Consider the following 18,844-nt stretch of genomic DNA (forward strand, 5'->3'; position numbering starts at 1 on the left):
GGTACGAGGGAAATCCGGACCGTTGTCCGCTGTGCGGCCAGCCCGAGTGGCACGAGTGTGGCCCCGGTCACGATTGGTGTCAAGGGCGTGGTTTCGCCCGACGAACGAGCCGTTGACAGGCACCCTTCGGTGTCGCAAGCCGTCTCGGCGGACAGGTGTCCGCAGAACGGGCGGAAACATGGTGCAGCATTCGACAGGCCCACTGGCCGGCCTGCTCGTCGCGGACTTCTCCCGGATCCTCGCCGGGCCGTACGCGACGATGCTCCTGGCCGACCTGGGCGCCCAGGTGATCAAAGTGGAGAGCCCCGGTGGCGACGACACCCGCACCTGGATGCCGCCCACCCGCGACGGGGTCTCGACGTACTACCTCGGCATCAACCGCAACAAGCGGTCGGTCGCCCTGGATCTCAAGAAGCCCGACGACCTGGCCGCCGCACAGGAGCTGGCCCGCCGCGCCGACGTGCTGATCGAGAACTTCCGGCCCGGTGGCCTCGCCCGGTTCGGCCTCGACTACGACACCGTCACCGCGACCAACGACAAGATCGTGTACGCGAGCATCAGCGGCTTCGGCACCGGCGCCGGTAGGGACTTCCCCGGCTACGACCTCATGGTGCAGGCCATCTCGGGCCTGATGAGCCTCACCGGCGACCCGGACGGCTCGCCGTACCGGGCCGGGATCTCGGTCTTCGACGTGATGGCCGGGCTGCACGCGAGCATCGGCATACTCGCCGCGCTGCACCGCCGTGGCGAGACCGGACGAGGCCAGCACGTCGAGGTCAACCTGCTCAGCTCGGCGCTGTCCGGGTTGGTCAACCACTCCAGCGGCTACGTGGCCGGCGGCACCGTCCCGTTCCGGATGGGCAACGCGCACCCCAGCCTCTTCCCGTACGAGCCACTGCCCACCGCCGACGGGGAACTGATCGTCATCGCCGGCAACGACGGGCAGTTCCGCAAGCTCTGCCAGGTGCTCGACCTGCCCGACCTGCCGGACGACACGCGTTTCGGCCGCAACCAGGACCGCACGGCCAACCGCGAACAGTTGCGGCCCCTGCTGGTCGAACGCCTCGCCAAGCGGACCAAGGACGAGTGGTTTCGGGACCTGCTCGCCGCCGGCGTCCCGTGCGCGCCGATCAACACCATCGACGGTGGTGTGGCGCTCGCCGAGGAGTTGGGGCTCGACCCGGTCGTCACCGTCGGGGACGTGCCCGGTGTCCGCAACCCCATCACCTTCTCCGACACCCCGGCCCGGTACGAGCTGCCGCCGCCAGGGCTCGACGAACACGGCGAGGAGATCCGCGCGTGGCTCAAGAACTGAGCTTCCCCACCGGGATCGGCACCTCCGGCCCGACCACCATCTCCCTGCTCGGGCAGGACCTGGCCGCCGACCTGATGGGCACTGTGGGCTTCGGCGAGCTGGCGTACTGGCTGGTCGCCGGCCACCGCCCCACTCCGGGTGAGGTACGGGTCTTCGAGGCGGTGCTGGTGGCACTCGCCGACCACGGCTTCACCCCGACGGCGATCGCCGCCCGGCTGACGTACCTGTCCGCGCCCGAGTCGTTGCAGGGCGCGCTCGCCGCCGGCCTGCTCGGTGGCGGCTCCCGCTTCCTCGGCGTCACCGAGGACTGTGGACGCTTCCTCGCCGACACGCTCGCCCAGGCCGGCGAGATGACCGACTACGACACGGTGGCGCTCGACGCGGTCACCCGGGCCAAGCAGGAGCGTCGACTGGTCCCCGGGCTCGGGCACCCCGTACACAAGGAGCAGGACCCGCGCACCCCCGTCCTGATCCGGATCGCCACCGAGGAGGGCCTGCACGGCCCGCACCTGCGGCTGTTCGAGGCGATCGGCCGCGTACACCCGCAGGTGCTCGGCCGCACCCTGCCGCTCAACGGCGCCGGAGTCTGCGGGGCGGCCCTCGCCGACCTCGGGCTTCCCGTCGAGATGCTGCGCGGCTTCGCCCTGCTGGCCCGTGCGGCGGGGCTGCTCGGGCACCTCGCCGAGGAGCGACGCCGGCCGCTCGGCATGGACATCTACCGCACCGTCGACCGCAACGCCGTCTACGAACCCTGACCCCCTCGTCCACCCCCGAAAGGAGCGGGAATGGCCTCCATCGTCGCGGTCATCGCCTCCACCCACCACCCCTTCTACTACCGGGCGAGCACGGCCACCGGCGAGGATCGACCACCGTTCGCCGACGAGTGGACCCGCAAGATCCTGGCGTTCCGGGAGACGTTGACCCGGGCCCGACCCGACGTGCTGGTGATGGTCGGCTCCGACCACTTCCACCAGCTCTGGCTGGACAACATGCCGCAGTTCCTCGTCGGCAAGGCGCCCCACTACGACGCCAACTGGTACAACGAGGAGCGCGAGTTCGGGCTGCCCCGGATGCTGCTCAAGGGCCAGGAGGACCTGTCCGGGCACATCCTGCGGGCCGGGCTCGACGCCGGGTTCGACCTCGCGTTCAGCAACGAGCTGCGCATCGACCACAGCATCACCTGCCCGATCATCACGCTGCGGCCCGAGGCCGACCTGCCGATCGTGCCGATCTACACCAACATCTTCGCGCCGCCGCTGCCGCAGCCGAAGCGCTTCGTCCAGCTTGGCCAGAGCATCCGGGAGATCGTCGAGTCGTGGCCGTCGCACCTGCGGGTGGCCGTCATCGGCACCGGCCACCTCTCACTGGAGCTGGGCGGCCCTCGGCAGTTCGGCCCGCACGGCCCGGACCCGGAGTTCGACCAGCGGGCCGTCGAGTGGATCGCCAACGGCGACCTGGACGAGTGCCTGCGCGAGGTCACCCTGGACAGCCTCCACTCACCGGGCAACGCCACTCACGGCTTCATGGACTTCATGCTCATGATGGGCGTGGCCGGTGCCGGCGTGAAGGCCGACTACGTCGACACCCTCGACCTGTTCCACACCATGGAGGCGTACTTCACCTGGTATCCGAACGGAGCGCCGACGGCATGAGCAAATATCTGCTGAACAAGTTCCTCTTCATGGTCGACCGGGACCCGGAGCTGGTCGAGCGCTACCGCAGCGAGCCGCGCGAGCTGGTCGCCTGGTGGGAGGCCGAGTGCGCCAACACGGTGCTGAACTGCCACACCGGCGAGGCGAGCACCTGGCTGCGCTTCGACGACGTGGAGCGCGAGGCGTTGGCCACCCACGACCACGTGAAGCTCTTCGAGTTGGGCGCGCACCCGTTCCTCACCCTGACCCTCTTCATCGCCCTCTTCGAGCGGGACAACACCGAGCCGTTGGAATACCAGAAGTCCTACGGCGCACGGCTGGCCCACTTCTCGATGCCCTACCCGGACATCGCGACGTGATCCGCGCGGCCCTGCTCACCACCTGCGGCACGCCGCCGACGATCGCCGAGCGGCCGGTGCCCGCGCCGGCCGACGGTACGGTGGCGGTCACCGTCGAGGCCGTCCCGATCACCCCGCTGGACCTGCTCTGCGCCAGCGGCACCAGCTACTTCGGCCCGCCGACGACCCCGTACGTGCCGGGCGTGCAGGGGGTTGGTCGGCTCGCCGACGGTACACCTGTCTGGTTCGGCACGTCGGCCGGGATGCGCTCCGGTGTCGACGGCAGCATGGCGAGCACGGTCACGGTGCCCACCGCCGACGTGGTGGCGCTGCCGGCCGGCGTACCGCTGACCCTTCTCGCGGCCCTCGGTCTCTCCGCGGTCGCCGCACACGCGGCGCTGACCCACGCCGGCGGCCTGGCGGCCGGCGACCAGGTCATCGTGCTCGGCGCCGGAGGTGTGGTCGGTCAGGCCGCCGTCCAGCTCGCCCTGCTCGGCGGCGCCCGCCGCGTCATCGCCGTGGCCCGTTCGGCCTCGGCGCGAGCCCGCGCCGAGAAGCTCGGCGCCGCCGTCACCGTTCCGCTGTTCCCCGACGACGATGTCGCGTCGATGGCCGACCGGCTGCGCCACGCCGCCGACGGGCCGGTCGACCTCGTCCTCGACCCGGTCTTCGGTGTCCCGGCCGCGGCGGCGCTGCGGGTGCTACGCCCGGCCGGGCGACTGGTCAACCTGGGCAGCGCGGCCGGCGCGACCGCGCCCATCGAGTCCGCCGTGCTGCGCAGCGGCGCCCTGCGGATGATCGGCTACACCAACAACGGGTTGTCGACCGCCGAGCGGACCGCGGCGCTGACCCTGGTGGCCGGGCACGCGGCGGCCGGCCGGCTCACCGTCGACCACGAGATCGTGCCCTTCGACGCCATCGCGGACGCCTGGGCCCGGCAGGACGCCGGCAGCACCGCCGGCCGGATCGTCCTCGCACTCTGACCTGGCCCGGCCCCAGCCAGGGATCGCGGAACCGTGGATAAACCGCACCTGGTTGGGGTTCGGCAGCGGTGCGACGGTCGGTCCATGACACCTTCCACCTACACCGTCGCTGGTCACTGGATCGGTGGCGAGACCGTCACCGGCTCCGCCGGCACCCTTCCCGTCGTGAACCCGGCCACCGGCGAGGTCGTCGCCGAGACCCCGGCCGGCACCGCCGTCGACGTCGACCGCGCCGTCGCCGCCGCCCGAGCCGCCTTTGCGGCCTGGTCGGCGACCACCCCGCAGCACCGGGCGGACGTGCTGCGCCGCCTCGGCGCCGGCCTCGCCGCCCGCATCGAGGAGATCGCCCAGGCGATCACCGCCGAGATGGGCTCCCCGATCGGTATGTCCCGGACCGCCCAGGTCGCGTTCCCGGCCGCGGTGGTCGAGTCCATCGCCGGCCTGGCCGACGACTTCGCCTGGACCGAGGAGGTCGGCAACTCGTTGATCGTCCGCGAGCCGATCGGCGTGGTCGGCGCGATCACGCCGTGGAACTTCCCACTTCAGCAGATCGTCTCCAAGCTGGCGCCGGCCCTGCTCGCCGGCAACACGATGGTCTTCAAGCCGTCCGAGAACGCCCCGCTGACCGCGCGAATCCTCGCCGAGGTCGCCGCCGAGGCCGGCGTACCGGCGGGTGTCTTCAACGTCGTCTACGGCACCGGCGCGACCGTCGGCGAGGCGATCTCTGCCCACCCGGACATCGACATGATCTCGTTCACCGGCTCCACCCGTGCCGGGCAGCGGATCTCCTCGGTGGCCGCCGCGACCGTCAAGCGGGTCGCGCTGGAGCTGGGTGGCAAGGGCGCGAACATCATCCTCGACGACGCCGACCTGCCCGCTGCGGTCGAGCGGGGTCTCATGATGGCGTTCAGCAACGGCGGTCAGGTCTGCGGCGCGTGGCCGCGGATGCTGGTGCCTGCCTCCCGTCAGGACGAGGTCGTGGCCCTGGCCGTCGAGGCCGCGAAGCAGTACACCGTCGGCGACCCGGGCGACGAGGCCACCCGGATCGGCCCGATGGCGTCCGAGGCCCACCGGCAGAAGGTTCTCGGCTACATCGAGCGGGGCATCGGCGACGGCGCCCGGCTGGTGTTCGGCGGCCCGGAGCGGCCCGAGGGGCTGCCCGTCGGGGCCTACGTCCAGCCGACGATCTTCGCCGACGTCGACCCGGCCTCCGCGATCGCCCAGGAGGAGATCTTCGGCCCGGTGCTGACGATCATCCCCTACGCCGACGAGGAGGAGGCCGTGGCCATCGCCAACGGCACGCTGTACGGCCTGACCAGCGGCGTCTTCGGTGAGCCGGAGCACGCGCTCGCGGTCGCCAAGCGCCTGCGGGTCGGCCAGGTCGACGTGAACGCCGGCCACTGGAACCCGCTCGCCCCGTTCGGCGGCTACAAGCACTCCGGCAACGGCCGCGAGTTCGGCCGCTTCGGCCTGGAGGAGTTCCTGGAGACCAAGTCCATCCAGCGCTGACCGAACCTTCCCCCCGCCTTCCTCAAGATCGTGCTGGATCCGGGATGGAGTGGCCTCGGACGCTTGGCACCCCACTACAACCAGCATCCAGTGCGATCTTGGGGAGGCGGAACACCAACCCTGCGCTCGCCTGTTGCAGTGAACAGGCCGGACCCTGCCGGCACGCAGTGATCGGAGACACCGTGGACCGCGCCCAACTCGCCAGCTTCCTGCGCACCCGTCGCGAGGCGCTTCAGCCCGAGGACGTCGGGTTGCCCCGGGGCGCGCGTCGGCGCACCGGTGGGCTACGGCGCGAGGAAGTCGCCACACTGAGCGGGATGTCCACCGACTACTACAGCCGGTTGGAGCAGCAGCGCGGGCCGCACCCCTCGGAGCAGATGCTCGCCGCCCTCGCTCGGGGCCTGCGGCTCTCCCTCGCCGAACGGGACCACCTGTTCCAGCTCGCCGGGCACGCCGTTCCGCACCGCGCGGTGCGGGCCGACCACGTGAACCCGGGCATGATGCGGATCCTCGACCGGATGCACGACACCCCGGCCCAGGTCGTGAACCACCTCGGCGAGACCCTGGCGCAGACCGCGCCGGCCGTCGCCCTGCTCGGTGACGAGACCCGGTACACCGGGCTGGCGCGCAGCGCGCACCACCGCTGGTTCACCGACCCGACAGCGCGGCGGCTGCACCCCGCCGAGGACCACCAGACGCAGAGCCGCCTGCTCGTGGCGCACCTGCACGCGGCGTACACCCGCGACGGGCGCGGCTCGCGGGCCGCCGCGCTCGTCGACGACCTGCTGGCCAGGAGCCCGGAATTCGCGCAGCTGTGGCGGGAGCACCCGGTGCCGGCCGGCTACTGCCCGCCGAAGCACTTCGTGCACCCGGAGGTCGGGGCGTTGGAGCTGCACTGCCAGACGCTTGTCGACCCTGACCAGTCCCAGACACTGTTGGTCTTCACCGCCGTGCCCGGGTCGCCGAGTGACGAGAAGCTGCGCCTGCTCGCCGTCATCGGCGGCCAGCTCGTCTGACCGCGATCAGCTCGGGCGGGGGTAGCGGGCCGGACTGACGCCCAGGTAGCGCCGAAAGTGGCGGGTCAGGTGCGCCTGGTCGAAGAACCCGGCTGCGACGGCGGTCTCGACGGGCCGCTGCCCGGCGAGGAGCAGGCGACGCGCCAGCTCGATTCGACGGCCGGTCAGGTACGTGTGCGGTGGCACGCCGTGCACCTGGGTGAACGTCCGGACCAGGTGGGTCGGGTGGGCGTGCAGCAGCTGCGCGGCCTCCCCCAGCGTGACGCCCTCGACGGTCCGGGCGTCCAGCAGCTCCCGTAGTCGCACCGCGAGGCCGCGCCCAGGGGGCTGGCCACCGGCCGGGGAGCGCTGGCGGAGCTGGCGGCGTAGCCGGTCCAGGATGAACGCGAGCCGGCTCTCGGCCTCGAACTCGTCGCCGGGTGTGGCGAGCACGTGGTGCAGGTGGTGGACCCGGTCGCGCAGCTGCGGATCGGCCAGGTCCGGCTCGTCGACGGCCCGCCCGACCAGCTCCGCGTCGAGCGCGGAGGTGTCGAGGTACAGGACCCGCTTGCGAAAGCCGTCCGGTGTGGCGGAGCTGCCGTCGTGCGGCACATACGGCGGCAGCAGGGTGACCGACGTGCGCAGCGCGCCGTGCCGGTGCCGGTCCAGGTCGAAGCGGACCGCGCCGTCGTCGACGATCAACAGCGTCCACACCTCGTGGATGTGCCGGGGGTAGGCGTGGTCGACGAAATGGGCGTGGAAGACCTCGGCGACCCCGGCTACCGCGGGTCGCCAGGCGCTGACGTGCGAGCCGGCCGGGCGGGTGGCCACGCTAAGAACGTACAAGACCGGTAGGCGTGGGGGCGGGCAGGCTCGACGGCATGACCGAACCGATCCGCTTTCCCACCAAGATCGCCGTACTGCTCCGCAACGACCTGGCGAGCTGGCAACGGCTGAACGTCACGGCTTTCCTGGTCAGCGGCATCGCGAGCACGCTGCCGGAGCTGGTCGGCGAGGAGTACCGCGACGCGGACGGCACCAGCTACCTGCCGATGTTCGGCCAGCCGGTGCTGGTCTTCGCCGGGGATCGGGCGACGTTGGTCGGCGCGCACTCGCGCGCACTCGCCCGTGGCCTGCGGCTGGCGATCTTCACGTCCGAGCTGTTCGCCACCGGCAACGACCGGGACAACCGCGCCGCCGTCGAGGCGGTCGGTCGGGTAAAGCTCGACCTGGTGGGCCTGGCGCTGCATGCGCCGCGCACCGTGGTGGACAAGGTGCTCAAGGGTGCGTCCATGCACCCGTAACGGCATCCGTGGCGACGAAAACATTGATATCGATGTGTACGACTGTAATGATTAACACACTTTACAGTTGTTTCGCCGCCCGGAAGGACCCCCACATGGCGCGACGATTGGCCGGGTTCGTACCCCGCCGCCCCCGCACCAGACTGACCATCGCGCTCGCCGCGGCCCTGCTCGCCGTACCGACCGGCCTGGTCGTCGGCGCGTCGCCCGCGACGGCGGCCGCGACCGGTGCCATCACCGGGTACGGCGGCAAGTGCGCCGACGTGGCCGCCGCGAGCCCGGCCAACAACACCCCGGTCCAGCTCTTCGCCTGCAACGGCTCCGCCGCGCAACAGTGGACGGTGGCGGACGACGGCACGATCCGGGCGCTGGGCAAGTGCCTGGACATCGCCGCCGCCAGCACCGCCAACGGCGCCCGGGTGCAGATCTACGACTGCAACGGCACCGGAGCGCAGCAGTGGTCGCCCAGCGCCGGGCAACTCGTCAACCCGACCTCGGGCAAGTGCCTCGACGCGACCGGCCCCAGCTCGGCCGACGGCACCCCGCTACAGATCTGGAGCTGCACCGGCACCGCCAACCAGGCGTGGACGCTGCCCACCGGCGGCGGCACCACGCCACCACCGTCGTCGGGCGGTTTCACCCACCCCGGCGTGCTGGTCAGCCGAGGCCAGCTCGACTTCGTCCGCGGCCGGGTGCAGGCCGGCGCGCAGCCGTGGGCGGCGGCCTACAACCAGATGATGAGCAGCCGCTACGCCTCCCTGTCGCGCACCCCGGCGCCCCGCTCGGTGGTCGAGTGCGGTTCCTACTCCAACCCGAACAACGGCTGCACTGACGAGCGGGAGGACGCCATCGCGGCGTACACCGACGCGCTCGCCTGGTACTTCACCGGGGACGCCCGGTACGCGCAGAAGTCGATCCAGATCATGGACGCGTGGTCGGCCACCATCACCGCGCACACCGGCAGCAACGCCCCGCTGCAGACCGGCTGGGCCGCCTCGGTCTGGCCCCGGGCGGCCGAGATCATCAAGTACACGTACACGAGTTGGCCCAACGCCAACCGCTTCGCCACCATGCTGCGCAACGTCTACCTGCCGATGGTGCGCAACGGCTCGAACAGCAACGGCAACTGGGAACTGACCATGATGGAGGCCACCGTCGGCATCGCGGTCTTCCTGGAGGACCGGGCCGTGTACGACGCGGCGGCCACCCGCTTCCTCAACCGCGCCCGGGCCTTCGTCTACCTGCCCAGCGACGGCGCGTTGCCGTACACGATGCCCGGCAGCGGCCTGGACACCAGTGCGGAGATCATCGGCTACTGGCAGGGCCAGTCCACCTTCGTCGCCGGCCTCGCCCAGGAGACGTGCCGCGACTTCGTCCACACCGGGTACGGGATCTCCGCCATCTCGCACGTCGCGGAGACCTCCCGGATCCAGGGGTCGGGACCTGTACCCACAGGTCGGTGAGCGGCTGCGTCAGGCGCTCGGCTTCCACTCGCGCTACCAGCTCGGCGAGGCGCCGCCCTCCTGGCTCTGTGGTGGCAGCCTCACCCGGGGCCTTGGACCGATCACCGAGGTCGGCTTCAACGCGATGAGCACCCGGTTGGGCAGCGTCATGACCAACACCCAGACCCTCACGCTGCAACAACGTCCGGCCGGAACCAACAACCTCTTCGTCGCCTGGGAGACGCTTACCCACGCCAACAACCCCAACTGACCAGGCCGCCGTGGGGGGGGGGGGGCCCCCCCGCGGGCCCCCCCCCCCCCGGGGCGGGGGGGGGGCCCCCCCGGCCCCCCCCCCCCCCACGACGGTGTTCAGTTGTCGGCCCCCAGGGCCACCACCGGGCTGACCCGCGACGCCCGACGGGCCGGCAGCACCCCGGCCAGCGCGGTCAGCACGACCAGGGCCACGAAGAGCCCGGCCAGCGGCAGAAGCGGCGCGGTCAGCGGCGCCTCGATCCCGAGGGTCTGGACCGCCAACCAGGCGTACGGGATGCCGAGCACCAGGCCGATGGTCGCGCCGATCACCCCGTACAGGCCGGACTCGACGGTGAGCATGGTGCGCAGGCCGGTCCGGGACAGCCCGATCGCCCGGAGCAACCCGGACTCGCGGACCCGCTCCACCACCGAGAGCGCGGTCGTGGAGCCCACGCCGACGACCGCGATCAGCACGGTCAGGCCGACCAGACCGACCGCGATCCAGACCAGGGTGCGCACCAACGCGTCGTTGCGGTCGCGTTCGTCGGCGAGCACCGCGAGGCCCACCCCGTCGCTGCCCCCGATCGCCTGCCGCAGCGCCCGCACGCCGGCGGTGCGACCGTCCTCGCCGGCACCGGCCGCGTCGGCCAGCAGACCGGTGTACGCGGCCGGCACACCGAGCCGGTCCAGGTCGGTCGGATCGGCGAGGATGCCCGCGTGCAGCGGCCCGTCACCGGGCAGGACGGCGGCCACCCGCACGTCGACCCTGCGGGTGGCGACGGCGAGCGTGACGGTGTCGCCGGCCCGCAGACCCGCGTCCCGCGCGACCCAGCTGTTGAGCACGATCCGGCCGGGGCCACGATCGGTCAGGCTGCCCTGGGCGACGTCCAGGTCACCGGTGCTCGGCAACGCCGCCAGGTTCAGGTCGCTGGTCGGGTAACCGGACTCGACGTCGCCGAGCTTGTCGGCGTCGCGCAGCAGCCGGGCGTCGTCGACCATCCGGTACGGCACCACCCTCGCCAGCGCGCCGTGCGCCGCCTCGGCCCGGGTCACGACAGCCGGCGGCAGCGTCCCACCGTTGCTGGTGACCTCGAAATCGGTCGGGGCCGAGAGCGCCATCTCGCGGTCGGCGAGGATCTGCAACGACGCACCGCCGATGACCACCCCGGAGATCAGGGTCACGCCCAGCGCGACCACGACGGAGACCGCGGCGGCCCGGCGCGGTGCCCCGCCGATGCCGCCGACCGACATCCGCCCGAGCGGCCCGAGCTGGCGTAGCGGCCAACCCACCACGGCCAGCACCGGGCGCACCAGCAGTGGACCGAGGGCCACCAGCGCGAAGAACGCCAGCGTGCCGGACCCGACCAGCAGGAGCAGGGGCATCGACGGGTCGTAGTTCGACTGGTCCGGCTTCGGCAACCGGCTGACCGTCGCGACCGCCGCCAGGACCGCGCCGACGACGAGGAGCAGCCCGAAGACCAGACGCAGTACGCCGATGCCGCGCCGGCCGGCGGTGGTGCTCGCCGCCCGCAGTGCCTCCAGCGGGGAAACCCGGGCCGCCGAGAGCGCCGGTGCCAGCACGGCCAACACGGTGATCACGACGGCACCGATCACTACCGTGACCGCCGCCGCCAGCGGCAGGCCCGGCGAGGAGACCGCGTGGCCGGTGGCGCGCAGGATGGCCGGCAGGGCGTACCCGAGGGTGAGTGCGCTGGCGACTCCGACCACACCGGCGACCAGCCCGGTCAGGGCTCCCTCGGCGGTCAGGGCCGCCACCAGGGTGCCCCGACCCGCGCCGACCGCCCGCAGCAGCGCGAGCTGCCGCATCCGCTGGGCGAAGACGATGCGGAAGGTCGAGGTGACCACCAGCGCCGCCGCGACGACCGCGATGGAGACGAACATGCCGACCAGGATGAAGAGTTTCCCGACCTGTTGGGCCGCCGCGTTGGCCTCGGCCTCGCGTACCTCGGCGCCGGAGCGGATCGGCTGGCCGGCGACCACCGCGGTCACCCGTTGCCGGACGACCTCCGTCGAGGTGCCGGGGGCCACCCGCACGTCGACGCGCTCCACCGTCGTCAGGCGCGCCCAGGCGATCACCGCGCTGTCCGGGGCGTACGCGTCGTAGCCGGCGTCGGCACCGGTGTCCACCACGCCGGTCACGGTGAGCGGGGCGGGCGCGGTGAGTTCACCGCCCATACCGCTGGTGGTGGTGCCGACCGAGAGCCCGAGCCGTTCGGCGGTACGCGGCGTGATCGCGATCTCGCCGGGCTGGTCCGGGTAGCTGCCCTCGATCACCCGGACCATGGTCAGCGGGCCGGTGCCCGGATCGGACTGGAGGTTGAGGTACCCCTCGCCGACCGAGACCCCGGTCGAGACCCGGGCCACCGCCTCGGCCACACCGGGCACAGCCCGGATCTGCCGCACGTGCGCGACGGTCGGTGGCGGCACGTCGACGCTGCCGATCACCAGGTCGGTGACGGCCGGGGTGCCGCTGAGGTTGTCCCGCACGGTCCGTTCGGTGATCTGCTGCACCAGCACGGTGCCGAAGACGACGAACGACGCGACCAGGATCGCCAGGCCGGTCAGGATCAGCCGGCCGGGCCGCCGGGCCGCGGCGGTCGTCTGGGTACGCAGCACGGTCGCCCTCATCGGCGGGCCGCCAGGTCACGTAGGGCGTCGGTGACCGACACCTGGTTCGGCTTGTCGATCTCGCCGGCCAGCCGCCCGTCGGCGAGCAGCACCACCCGGTCGGCGTACGCCGCGGCGATCGGGTCGTGGGTGACCATGACGACGGTCTGGCCGAGGTCGCGTACCGAGTCGCGCAGGATGGTGAGCACCTCCGCGCCGGAGCGGGAATCGAGATTGCCGGTCGGCTCGTCGGCGAAGACCACCTCGGGTCGTGCCACAAGCGCCCGGGCCAGCGCCACCCGCTGCTGCTGGCCGCCGGACAGCTCGCTGGGCCGGTGGTTCAGGCGGTCGCCGAGGCCCAGCACCCGCACCAGGTGCGCGAGGAGTTCCGCGTCGGGCTGCCGACCGGCGAGGTCCAGCGGCAGGGTGATGTTCTGCGCGGCGGTGAGTTGCGGCAGCAGGTTGAAGGACTGGAAGACGAACCCGATCCGCTCCCGGCGTACCCGGGTCAGCGTCCGGTCCGACTGGCCGGTCAGCTCCGTGCCGCCGAGCAGGACGCGACCGGAGGTGGCCGTGTCGAGGCCGGCGAGGCAGTGCATCAGGGTCGACTTGCCGGACCCGGACGAGCCCATGATCGCGGTGAACTCGGCCCGGCCGAAGCCGACCGAGACCCCGTCCAGGGCACGGACGGCGGTGTCGCCGCTGCCGTACACCTTCACCAGGTCGACCGCGGCGACCGCGGCGTGGCTGGTCTCCGGCGGGGCATGGGTTGTCATTGTTCCTCCAGTGGCTGCGTGGTGACCCGGAAAGCGTCGCCGCCACCGGCGGGCACGCACATCGGCCCGGGGCCGGGTATCGCCGGTGCGGGGTCTGCCTTTCGGCCGATCCGCCACCTCCACCCCGCTGGCTACGCTGGGTCACCATGAGCACGCCGGATCTTCGACGTCTGTGGGTACGCCTGGCCCAAGCGGCCGGCCTGGTGGCCTTCGGCCTGCTCGCCCTCTTCGACTTTGCGGCCAGCACGGCGGATGACTCCGGCATCGGTACTCTCCTGCTCCTGCTGGTGCCGATGGGGTTGGCGGTGGCGACGGTGCCGCTGTGGCTGCCGGTGCACCGGCTGGGTTCCCGCCGGCTGCCACTGGCCGCGCTGGCACTCGCCACCGCCTCACTGGCCGTGACCGCAGGGGTGGTGCTCCTCTCCGCAGGCGGCGGCATCCTGCTCGCCCGCACCTGGGGGCTCGCCGAGTCGGCCGGGCTGATCGGCGTGGTCTTCGTGGTGAGCCGCTGGGGCGCACCACGACTCGCCCCGTGGGCGGCGGTGGCCGCCGGGCTCGCCGTGGCCGCGATGCCGCTGCGCGTCGGCACCGAGAACCTGCTGGTGATCTTCGGCCTGCTCCAGGTGCTCGCCGCGGCCGGCGCCGCCGGGGTGGGGCTCTACCTGCGCATCATGGCCGCCGGCCGGGAGCGGGCCATCGCGCTGGTCCGGGCCGAGCAGCGTGCCGAGTTCGCCCGGGATCTGCACGACTTCATCGCCCACCACGTCACCGGCATCGTGGTGCAGGCACAGGGCGCCCGGTTCGTCGCCGAGCAGGACCCGCACCGGGTGATCGTCGCCCTAAAGCAGATCGAGCGGGCGGGCGCGGAGACGATGGCCTCGATGCGGCGGATGGTTGGGATCCTGCGCAACCCGGACGCCCCGCCGGACGCGCCGCTGGCTCCGCTGGCCGGGGTGACCGAGTTGGAGCCGCTGCTGACCGGGTTCAACGGCGCGGCGAACGCGCCGGCACGACTACACGTCGACGGCGACCTGAACGGACTGCCGGTGGAGGTCTCGACGTCGGCGTACCGGGTGGTGATGGAAGGGCTGACCAACGCCCGCCAGCACGCGCCCGACGCGCGGTCGGTGGACGTGGCCGTGCGGCGTACCCCGGACTGGTTGCTGGTCCGGGTCGCCGACGACGGCGCGTCGCCACGCACCGCGCCGGCCCGTGGGCACGGCTTCGGCCTGATCGGTCTCACCGAGCGGGTACGCGCCCTCGGCGGCACGATCACCGCCGGGCCCGGTGTTGCCGGTGGCTGGGTGCTCGACGCGGCGTTCCCGCTCCGGGTGGCGGTGGCGCGGTGATCCGGGTGCTGATCGCCGACGACCAGGCCATGGTCCGGACCGGCTTCGGCATGATCATTGGCGCCCAGTCGGACATGGAGGTGGTCGGCGAGGCCGCCGACGGCGTCCAGGCCGTCGAACTGGCCCGACGACTGCGCCCGGACGTGGTGCTGCTGGACATCCGGATGCCCCGCCTCGATGGTCTCGAGGCACTGCGGCTGCTCGCGGGGCCGGGCGTCGCCGACCCGGTCCGGGTGGTCGTCGTGACGACCTTCGACCTCGACGAGTACGTGCACACGGCGCTCTCCAACGGCGCGTGCGGCTTCCTGCTCAAGGACTCCGGCCCGGCCCTGCTGGTGGAGGCGGTCCGCGCGGCCGTGTCCGGCGACGCGCTGATCAGCCCCTCGATCACCGTACGGCTGTTGGAGCACCTCAGCTCACCGGCCCCGGCGCGCGACGAGGGTGGCCTGTCACCACGGGAACTCGACGTGGTGAAGCTCGTCGCCCGGGGCCTGACCAACGCCGAGATCGCCACCCAGCTCTTCATCGCCGTGGGCACGGTCAAGACCCACCTGGCCAGCGTGCAGATGAAACTCAAGGCCCGCAACCGGGTCGAGATCGCCGCCTGGGCCTGGGAACGCCGCCTCGTCGGCTGACGGGACAACGGTGCGGCCGTCACTGCCCTAACATCAATGGCAGTCAATTACTGGTCCGCTGCGGTCAACCGGAAGTGAGGTCATCACCGTGCCCAATCATCCGTTCCGCAGAATCCGTTCCACGGTCGCCGCGCTGGCGGCCGGCGCGCTGGCAGTGACTCTGGTCGCCGCCGGCGCGACCCCGGCGTACGCAGCCGACGACACCGAGCGCCCGAGCGCCCCCGGCCCGATCACGGTCGTCGCCATCGACACCACCTCAGTCGAGCTGACCTGGGCGGCCTCGACCGACAACGTGGGGGTGGTCCGCTACCCGGTCGGCGCGCGATTCGAGGATTCCGGCGCCCAGTATTCGACCGACACCAACAGCATCCGGATCACCGACCTGCGGCCCTCGCGCACGTACACCTTCTCGGTGTGGGCTCTGGACGCGGCCGGCAACAGTTCGGTGTCCAACCCAACCCTGCGGCTGACCATGCCACCGGGGGACGACCAACCGCCGAGCGCGCCGGGTCAACCGGTGGCGTACGACGTCGCCGCAACGGCGGTCCGGCTGCGGTGGGCGCACTCGGTGGAGAACGTCGTGCTCGACCGGTACGAGGTGTTCCGGGTCGACGCCGGCGGCACTCTCACCCGGGTCCGTGAGGTGTACCAGTACCCGCCCGTGAACAGTGCCCAGATCAGCGGGCTGACGCCGAACACCACGTACACCTTCGTGGTGCAGGCCCGCGACGAGGTCGGACACCTGTCCCCCCTGTCCGCACCGGTCACCGTGACCACCCTGCCGCCACCGCCGAGCTGCGCGGTCCGATCCGTCGTGCGCCAGTGGCCGGACGGCTTCGTGGCCCACCTCGTCGTCCAGAACACCGGCTCGACGGCGGTCGACGGGTGGACGATGACGTGGCGATTCTGGGCCAGCCAACAGGTCCAGGGCATCTGGGGCGCGAAGGTCGTCGACCGTCTCAACAACAGCTACCTGCGGGTGGGCAACACCAGCCGCAACGCGGTGATACCGCCCGGCGGCACCGTGTCGCTGGGGCTCGTCGCCACCGGCACGCAACTGCCCGAGGAGATCACGCTCAACGGCGGCCTCTGCACGGTGGCAGACGAATAACGCTCGACTCCGGGGTCTGGCGCCAGCCACGACATCTTGCGACGCTAGCGGTTGTGTATGACTACGACCTGTTGGTGCTGGGCTCCGGACCCGGCGGTCAGAAGGCCGCGATCGCCGCCGCCAAGCTCGGCAGGCGGGTCGGCATCGTGGACCGCCGCGACATGATCGGTGGGGTGTGCATCAACACCGGCACCGTCCCCTCCAAGACCCTGCGCGAGGCCGTGCTTTACCTGACCGGCCTGAGCCAGCGGGACCTCTACGGCAGCAGCTACCGGGTCAAGGAGGAGATCACGGTCAGCGACCTGGCCGCCCGGACCCAGCACGTCATCACCCGGCAGACCGACGTCATCCGCAATCAACTGGCCCGCAACCGGGTCGTCATGATCACCGGCACCGGGCGTTTCGCCGACGCGCACTCGATCTGGGTCGACGGTGGCTCCGGCCGCGAGTCCAGGGTGACCTTCGACAAGATCGTCATCGCCGCGGGCACGCGCCCGGCCCGCCCGGACAGCGTCGACTTCGACGACCGGACGATCGTGGACTCCGACGGCGTCATCAACCTTCAGGCCGTACCCCGCAGCATGGTCGTGGTCGGCGCCGGCGTGATCGGCATGGAGTACGCCTCCATGTTCGCCGCACTCGGCACCAAGGTGACCGTGGTGGAACGCCGCGAGCGGATGTTGGATTTCTGCGACGACGAGGTCGTCGAGTCACTCAAGTACCACCTGCGCGACCTGTCCGTGGCGTTCCGCTTCGGCGAGGAGGTCGCCGCCGTGGAGAAGCACCAGACGGCCGCGCTGTGCATCCTCAAGAGCGGCAAGAAGATCGTCGCGGACACGGTGATGTACTCGGCCGGGCGGCAGGGTCAGACCGACGACCTGGCGTTGGAGGCGGCCGGGCTGGAGGCGGACCGACGCGGCCGGATCAAGGTGGACGCCAACTACCGCACCACCGTGGACAACATCTACGCCGTCGGCGACGTGATCGGCTTTCCCGCGCTCGCGTCCACCTCGATGGAGCAGGGCCGGCTGGCCGCGCAACACGCCTGCGGCGAACCGATCCGGGAGATGCACGGCCTGCAACCGATCGGCATCTACACGATTCCGGAGATCAGCTTCGTCGGGCAGACCGAGGCGCAGCTGACCGAGAGCTCGACGCCGTTCGAGGTGGGCATCGCCCGGTACCGCGAGCTGGCCCGGGGTCAGATCGTGGGCGACTCGTACGGCATGCTGAAGCTGCTCGTGTCCCCCGACGACGGTCGACTGCTCGGGGTGCACGTGTTCGGCACCGCCGCCACCGAGATCGTCCACATCGGTCAGGCGGTGATGGGCTGCGGCGGCACGATCGACTATCTGGTCGACGCGGTGTTCAACTACCCGACGCTGGCCGAGGCGTACAAGGTCGCCGCCCTGGACGCGTCCAACAAGATCCGCAACATCACCCGCATCGACGGCTAGTGCGTTGTCCATGAACGTTCACCGGGTCGGTGACACGCCGGGTGGCATCCGTCCAGACCGTGTTCTTTGGTCCCACCCTCGGTAGCGGTTGTGTTCGTTGCCGAGAGGGTGGGGCGGTGGCGGCGGGCCCGTCAGCACCCGGGCGAGGTGGGCACGAGCCCGATTCACGAGAACGGGACGCATGCGTTATTTTCCCCACAGATCCAATGCATTGACGCAGTGTGATACGTCGATCACTGTAGTCGCATGAAACCACGGCTTTTCCTCATCGCCGCACTCGCCGCTGTCGCCGCCACCCTCACGGTGCCCTCGGCCGCCCACGCCAACCCGGACGACAGCAACCGCGCGAGCGTTGCCGGAATCTCCGCGCAGGCCCTCCAGGCCGGCCCCGACGACAACAACAACGCAAGCGTTTCCGGGATCTCCTCGCAGGCCGCTGGCTCCTGCCCCTACACCGCCCTGTGCCTCTACACCGAGGGCGATTTTCGCGGCCGCATGTTCGTGATCTACGCCTGTGGCAACTACGCGCTGTTCAACTGGAACGGCTGGGGGTCCGTCTACAACAACCAGACTCCGAGCTACTGGGCCTATCTGCTGGACCAGAACGGCAATGAGGCTCACGGCTTCGTCGACGGAGCCGGCGCAAGCTGGGTGGAATTCGACCCGTACTGGTACGCCAAGCCCTGCTAGCGCTCTGACCATGAACGTTCACGGTGTGGGTCAGGCTGCCGTTCGTACGGCGGGCTGACCCCATCGTCGTTGGCGTTCCGGCCGCTGCGCGGTCCTGCGCGACGCCGAGGGCAAGCCAGAGGAAGTCTATTTCTGGGGCTCTTCCGGCGACTAGCCCCGCCTACCCTCCACTCCCCCACCCCCTCCCACCCCCCGCGACCCCGGTGATCAAGAGGTTTGCGTCATGACACGCCAGGCAGGATGACGCAAACCCCTTGATCAACGAGCACTGAGATGGGCCGGTGGGGGGGGCCCCGGGCCCCCCCCCCCCCCGCCGGGGGGAATGGGGGGGGGGCCGGGGGGGGGGGGCGGGCGGCGGGGCCCGTTGGCGTGGAGGCCCTATAAGGTGGTTGTGGCGCCCCCCCCCGG

18 protein-coding genes are annotated in these 18,844 nt (G+C 71.5%); 15 read left to right on the top strand and 3 right to left on the bottom strand.

Features of this window, described 5'->3' with window-relative positions; genetic code table 11:
- The first annotated feature begins 178 nt into the window (after window positions 1-178).
- The 7 genes from ACIBD9_RS23140 (at window position 179) to ACIBD9_RS23170 (ending at window position 6,813) form a co-directional block, all read left to right on the top strand.
- The gene (locus tag ACIBD9_RS23140) at window positions 179-1,315 is read left to right on the top strand and encodes a CaiB/BaiF CoA transferase family protein (protein WP_396720720.1); all 1,137 of its coding nucleotides are present in this window, start codon (window positions 179-181) and stop codon (window positions 1,313-1,315) included.
- Window positions 1,300-2,070, top strand: coding sequence for a citryl-CoA lyase (locus tag ACIBD9_RS23145; RefSeq protein WP_396720723.1), 771 nt, complete (start codon window positions 1,300-1,302; stop codon window positions 2,068-2,070). Before ACIBD9_RS23140 ends, ACIBD9_RS23145 begins: the two co-directional genes overlap by 16 nt.
- A gap of 30 nt (window positions 2,071-2,100) precedes the next feature.
- Window positions 2,101-2,967 carry an extradiol ring-cleavage dioxygenase gene (locus tag ACIBD9_RS23150; RefSeq protein WP_396720726.1) on the top strand — a complete coding sequence of 289 codons (867 nt, stop codon included), beginning with the start codon at window positions 2,101-2,103 and terminating at the stop codon, window positions 2,965-2,967.
- On the top strand, window positions 2,964-3,326 hold the full coding sequence (locus ACIBD9_RS23155; protein WP_112672887.1) for a hypothetical protein: 363 nt from the start codon (window positions 2,964-2,966) through the stop codon (window positions 3,324-3,326). Before ACIBD9_RS23150 ends, ACIBD9_RS23155 begins: the two co-directional genes overlap by 4 nt.
- Complete coding sequence (locus tag ACIBD9_RS23160; protein WP_396720729.1) at window positions 3,323-4,288, top strand: zinc-binding alcohol dehydrogenase family protein; 966 nt, start codon at window positions 3,323-3,325, stop codon at window positions 4,286-4,288. Before ACIBD9_RS23155 ends, ACIBD9_RS23160 begins: the two co-directional genes overlap by 4 nt.
- 84 nt (window positions 4,289-4,372) lie before the next feature.
- Window positions 4,373-5,797, top strand: coding sequence for an aldehyde dehydrogenase family protein (locus ACIBD9_RS23165; protein ID WP_396720731.1), 1,425 nt, complete (start codon window positions 4,373-4,375; stop codon window positions 5,795-5,797).
- A gap of 182 nt (window positions 5,798-5,979) precedes the next feature.
- Window positions 5,980-6,813 (top strand): helix-turn-helix transcriptional regulator, encoded by an 834-nt coding sequence (locus tag ACIBD9_RS23170; protein WP_396720734.1) that lies wholly within the window; start codon window positions 5,980-5,982, stop codon window positions 6,811-6,813.
- 6 nt (window positions 6,814-6,819) lie between these two features.
- On the opposite strand, the gene ACIBD9_RS23175 is transcribed toward ACIBD9_RS23170, so the two are convergent.
- Window positions 6,820-7,623 (bottom strand): AraC family transcriptional regulator, encoded by an 804-nt coding sequence (locus ACIBD9_RS23175; RefSeq protein WP_396720736.1) that lies wholly within the window; start codon window positions 7,621-7,623, stop codon window positions 6,820-6,822.
- Between the two features lie 50 nt (window positions 7,624-7,673).
- Between ACIBD9_RS23175 and ACIBD9_RS23180 the strand changes: the two genes are divergently transcribed.
- From ACIBD9_RS23180 to ACIBD9_RS23190, 3 genes are all read left to right on the top strand, one after another.
- Window positions 7,674-8,096: a DUF2000 family protein gene (locus ACIBD9_RS23180; protein ID WP_396720739.1), complete on the top strand. Its 423-nt coding sequence runs from the start codon at window positions 7,674-7,676 to the stop codon at window positions 8,094-8,096.
- 95 nt (window positions 8,097-8,191) lie between these two features.
- A complete protein-coding gene (locus tag ACIBD9_RS23185; protein WP_396720741.1) occupies window positions 8,192-9,559 on the top strand; it encodes a ricin-type beta-trefoil lectin domain protein in 1,368 nt (455 codons plus the stop codon).
- A gap of 124 nt (window positions 9,560-9,683) precedes the next feature.
- Window positions 9,684-9,809, top strand: coding sequence for a hypothetical protein (locus tag ACIBD9_RS23190; RefSeq protein WP_396720743.1), 126 nt, complete (start codon window positions 9,684-9,686; stop codon window positions 9,807-9,809).
- Between the two features lie 98 nt (window positions 9,810-9,907).
- Here ACIBD9_RS23190 and ACIBD9_RS23195 read toward each other — a convergent pair whose 3' ends face one another.
- Window positions 9,908-12,439 (bottom strand): ABC transporter permease, encoded by a 2,532-nt coding sequence (locus ACIBD9_RS23195; protein ID WP_396720746.1) that lies wholly within the window; start codon window positions 12,437-12,439, stop codon window positions 9,908-9,910.
- Window positions 12,436-13,194: an ABC transporter ATP-binding protein gene (locus ACIBD9_RS23200; protein ID WP_238682516.1), complete on the bottom strand. Its 759-nt coding sequence runs from the start codon at window positions 13,192-13,194 to the stop codon at window positions 12,436-12,438. The genes ACIBD9_RS23195 and ACIBD9_RS23200 overlap by 4 nt, the downstream gene beginning before the upstream one ends.
- Window positions 13,195-13,340: 146 nt before the next feature.
- Here ACIBD9_RS23200 and ACIBD9_RS23205 point away from each other — a divergent pair, with 146 nt between their 5' ends.
- The 5 genes from ACIBD9_RS23205 (at window position 13,341) to ACIBD9_RS23225 (ending at window position 18,436) form a co-directional block, all read left to right on the top strand.
- Window positions 13,341-14,543, top strand: a complete 1,203-nt coding sequence (locus ACIBD9_RS23205; RefSeq protein ID WP_396720749.1) for a sensor histidine kinase — start codon at window positions 13,341-13,343, stop codon at window positions 14,541-14,543.
- Window positions 14,540-15,178, top strand: coding sequence for a response regulator (locus tag ACIBD9_RS23210; RefSeq protein ID WP_396720752.1), 639 nt, complete (start codon window positions 14,540-14,542; stop codon window positions 15,176-15,178). Before ACIBD9_RS23205 ends, ACIBD9_RS23210 begins: the two co-directional genes overlap by 4 nt.
- An 88-nt stretch (window positions 15,179-15,266) precedes the next feature.
- Window positions 15,267-16,289, top strand: coding sequence for a fibronectin type III domain-containing protein (locus ACIBD9_RS23215; protein ID WP_396720755.1), 1,023 nt, complete (start codon window positions 15,267-15,269; stop codon window positions 16,287-16,289).
- 53 nt (window positions 16,290-16,342) lie between these two features.
- Window positions 16,343-17,746, top strand: coding sequence for a Si-specific NAD(P)(+) transhydrogenase (gene sthA / locus ACIBD9_RS23220; RefSeq protein ID WP_396720758.1), 1,404 nt, complete (start codon window positions 16,343-16,345; stop codon window positions 17,744-17,746).
- Between the two features lie 246 nt (window positions 17,747-17,992).
- On the top strand, window positions 17,993-18,436 hold the full coding sequence (locus ACIBD9_RS23225; RefSeq protein WP_396720760.1) for a peptidase inhibitor family I36 protein: 444 nt from the start codon (window positions 17,993-17,995) through the stop codon (window positions 18,434-18,436).
- Window positions 18,437-18,844: the final 408 nt, after the last annotated feature.

The organism is Micromonospora sp. NPDC050784, assembly GCF_044456765.1.
Classification (GTDB): Bacteria; Actinomycetota; Actinomycetes; order Mycobacteriales; family Micromonosporaceae; genus Micromonospora; species Micromonospora foliorum.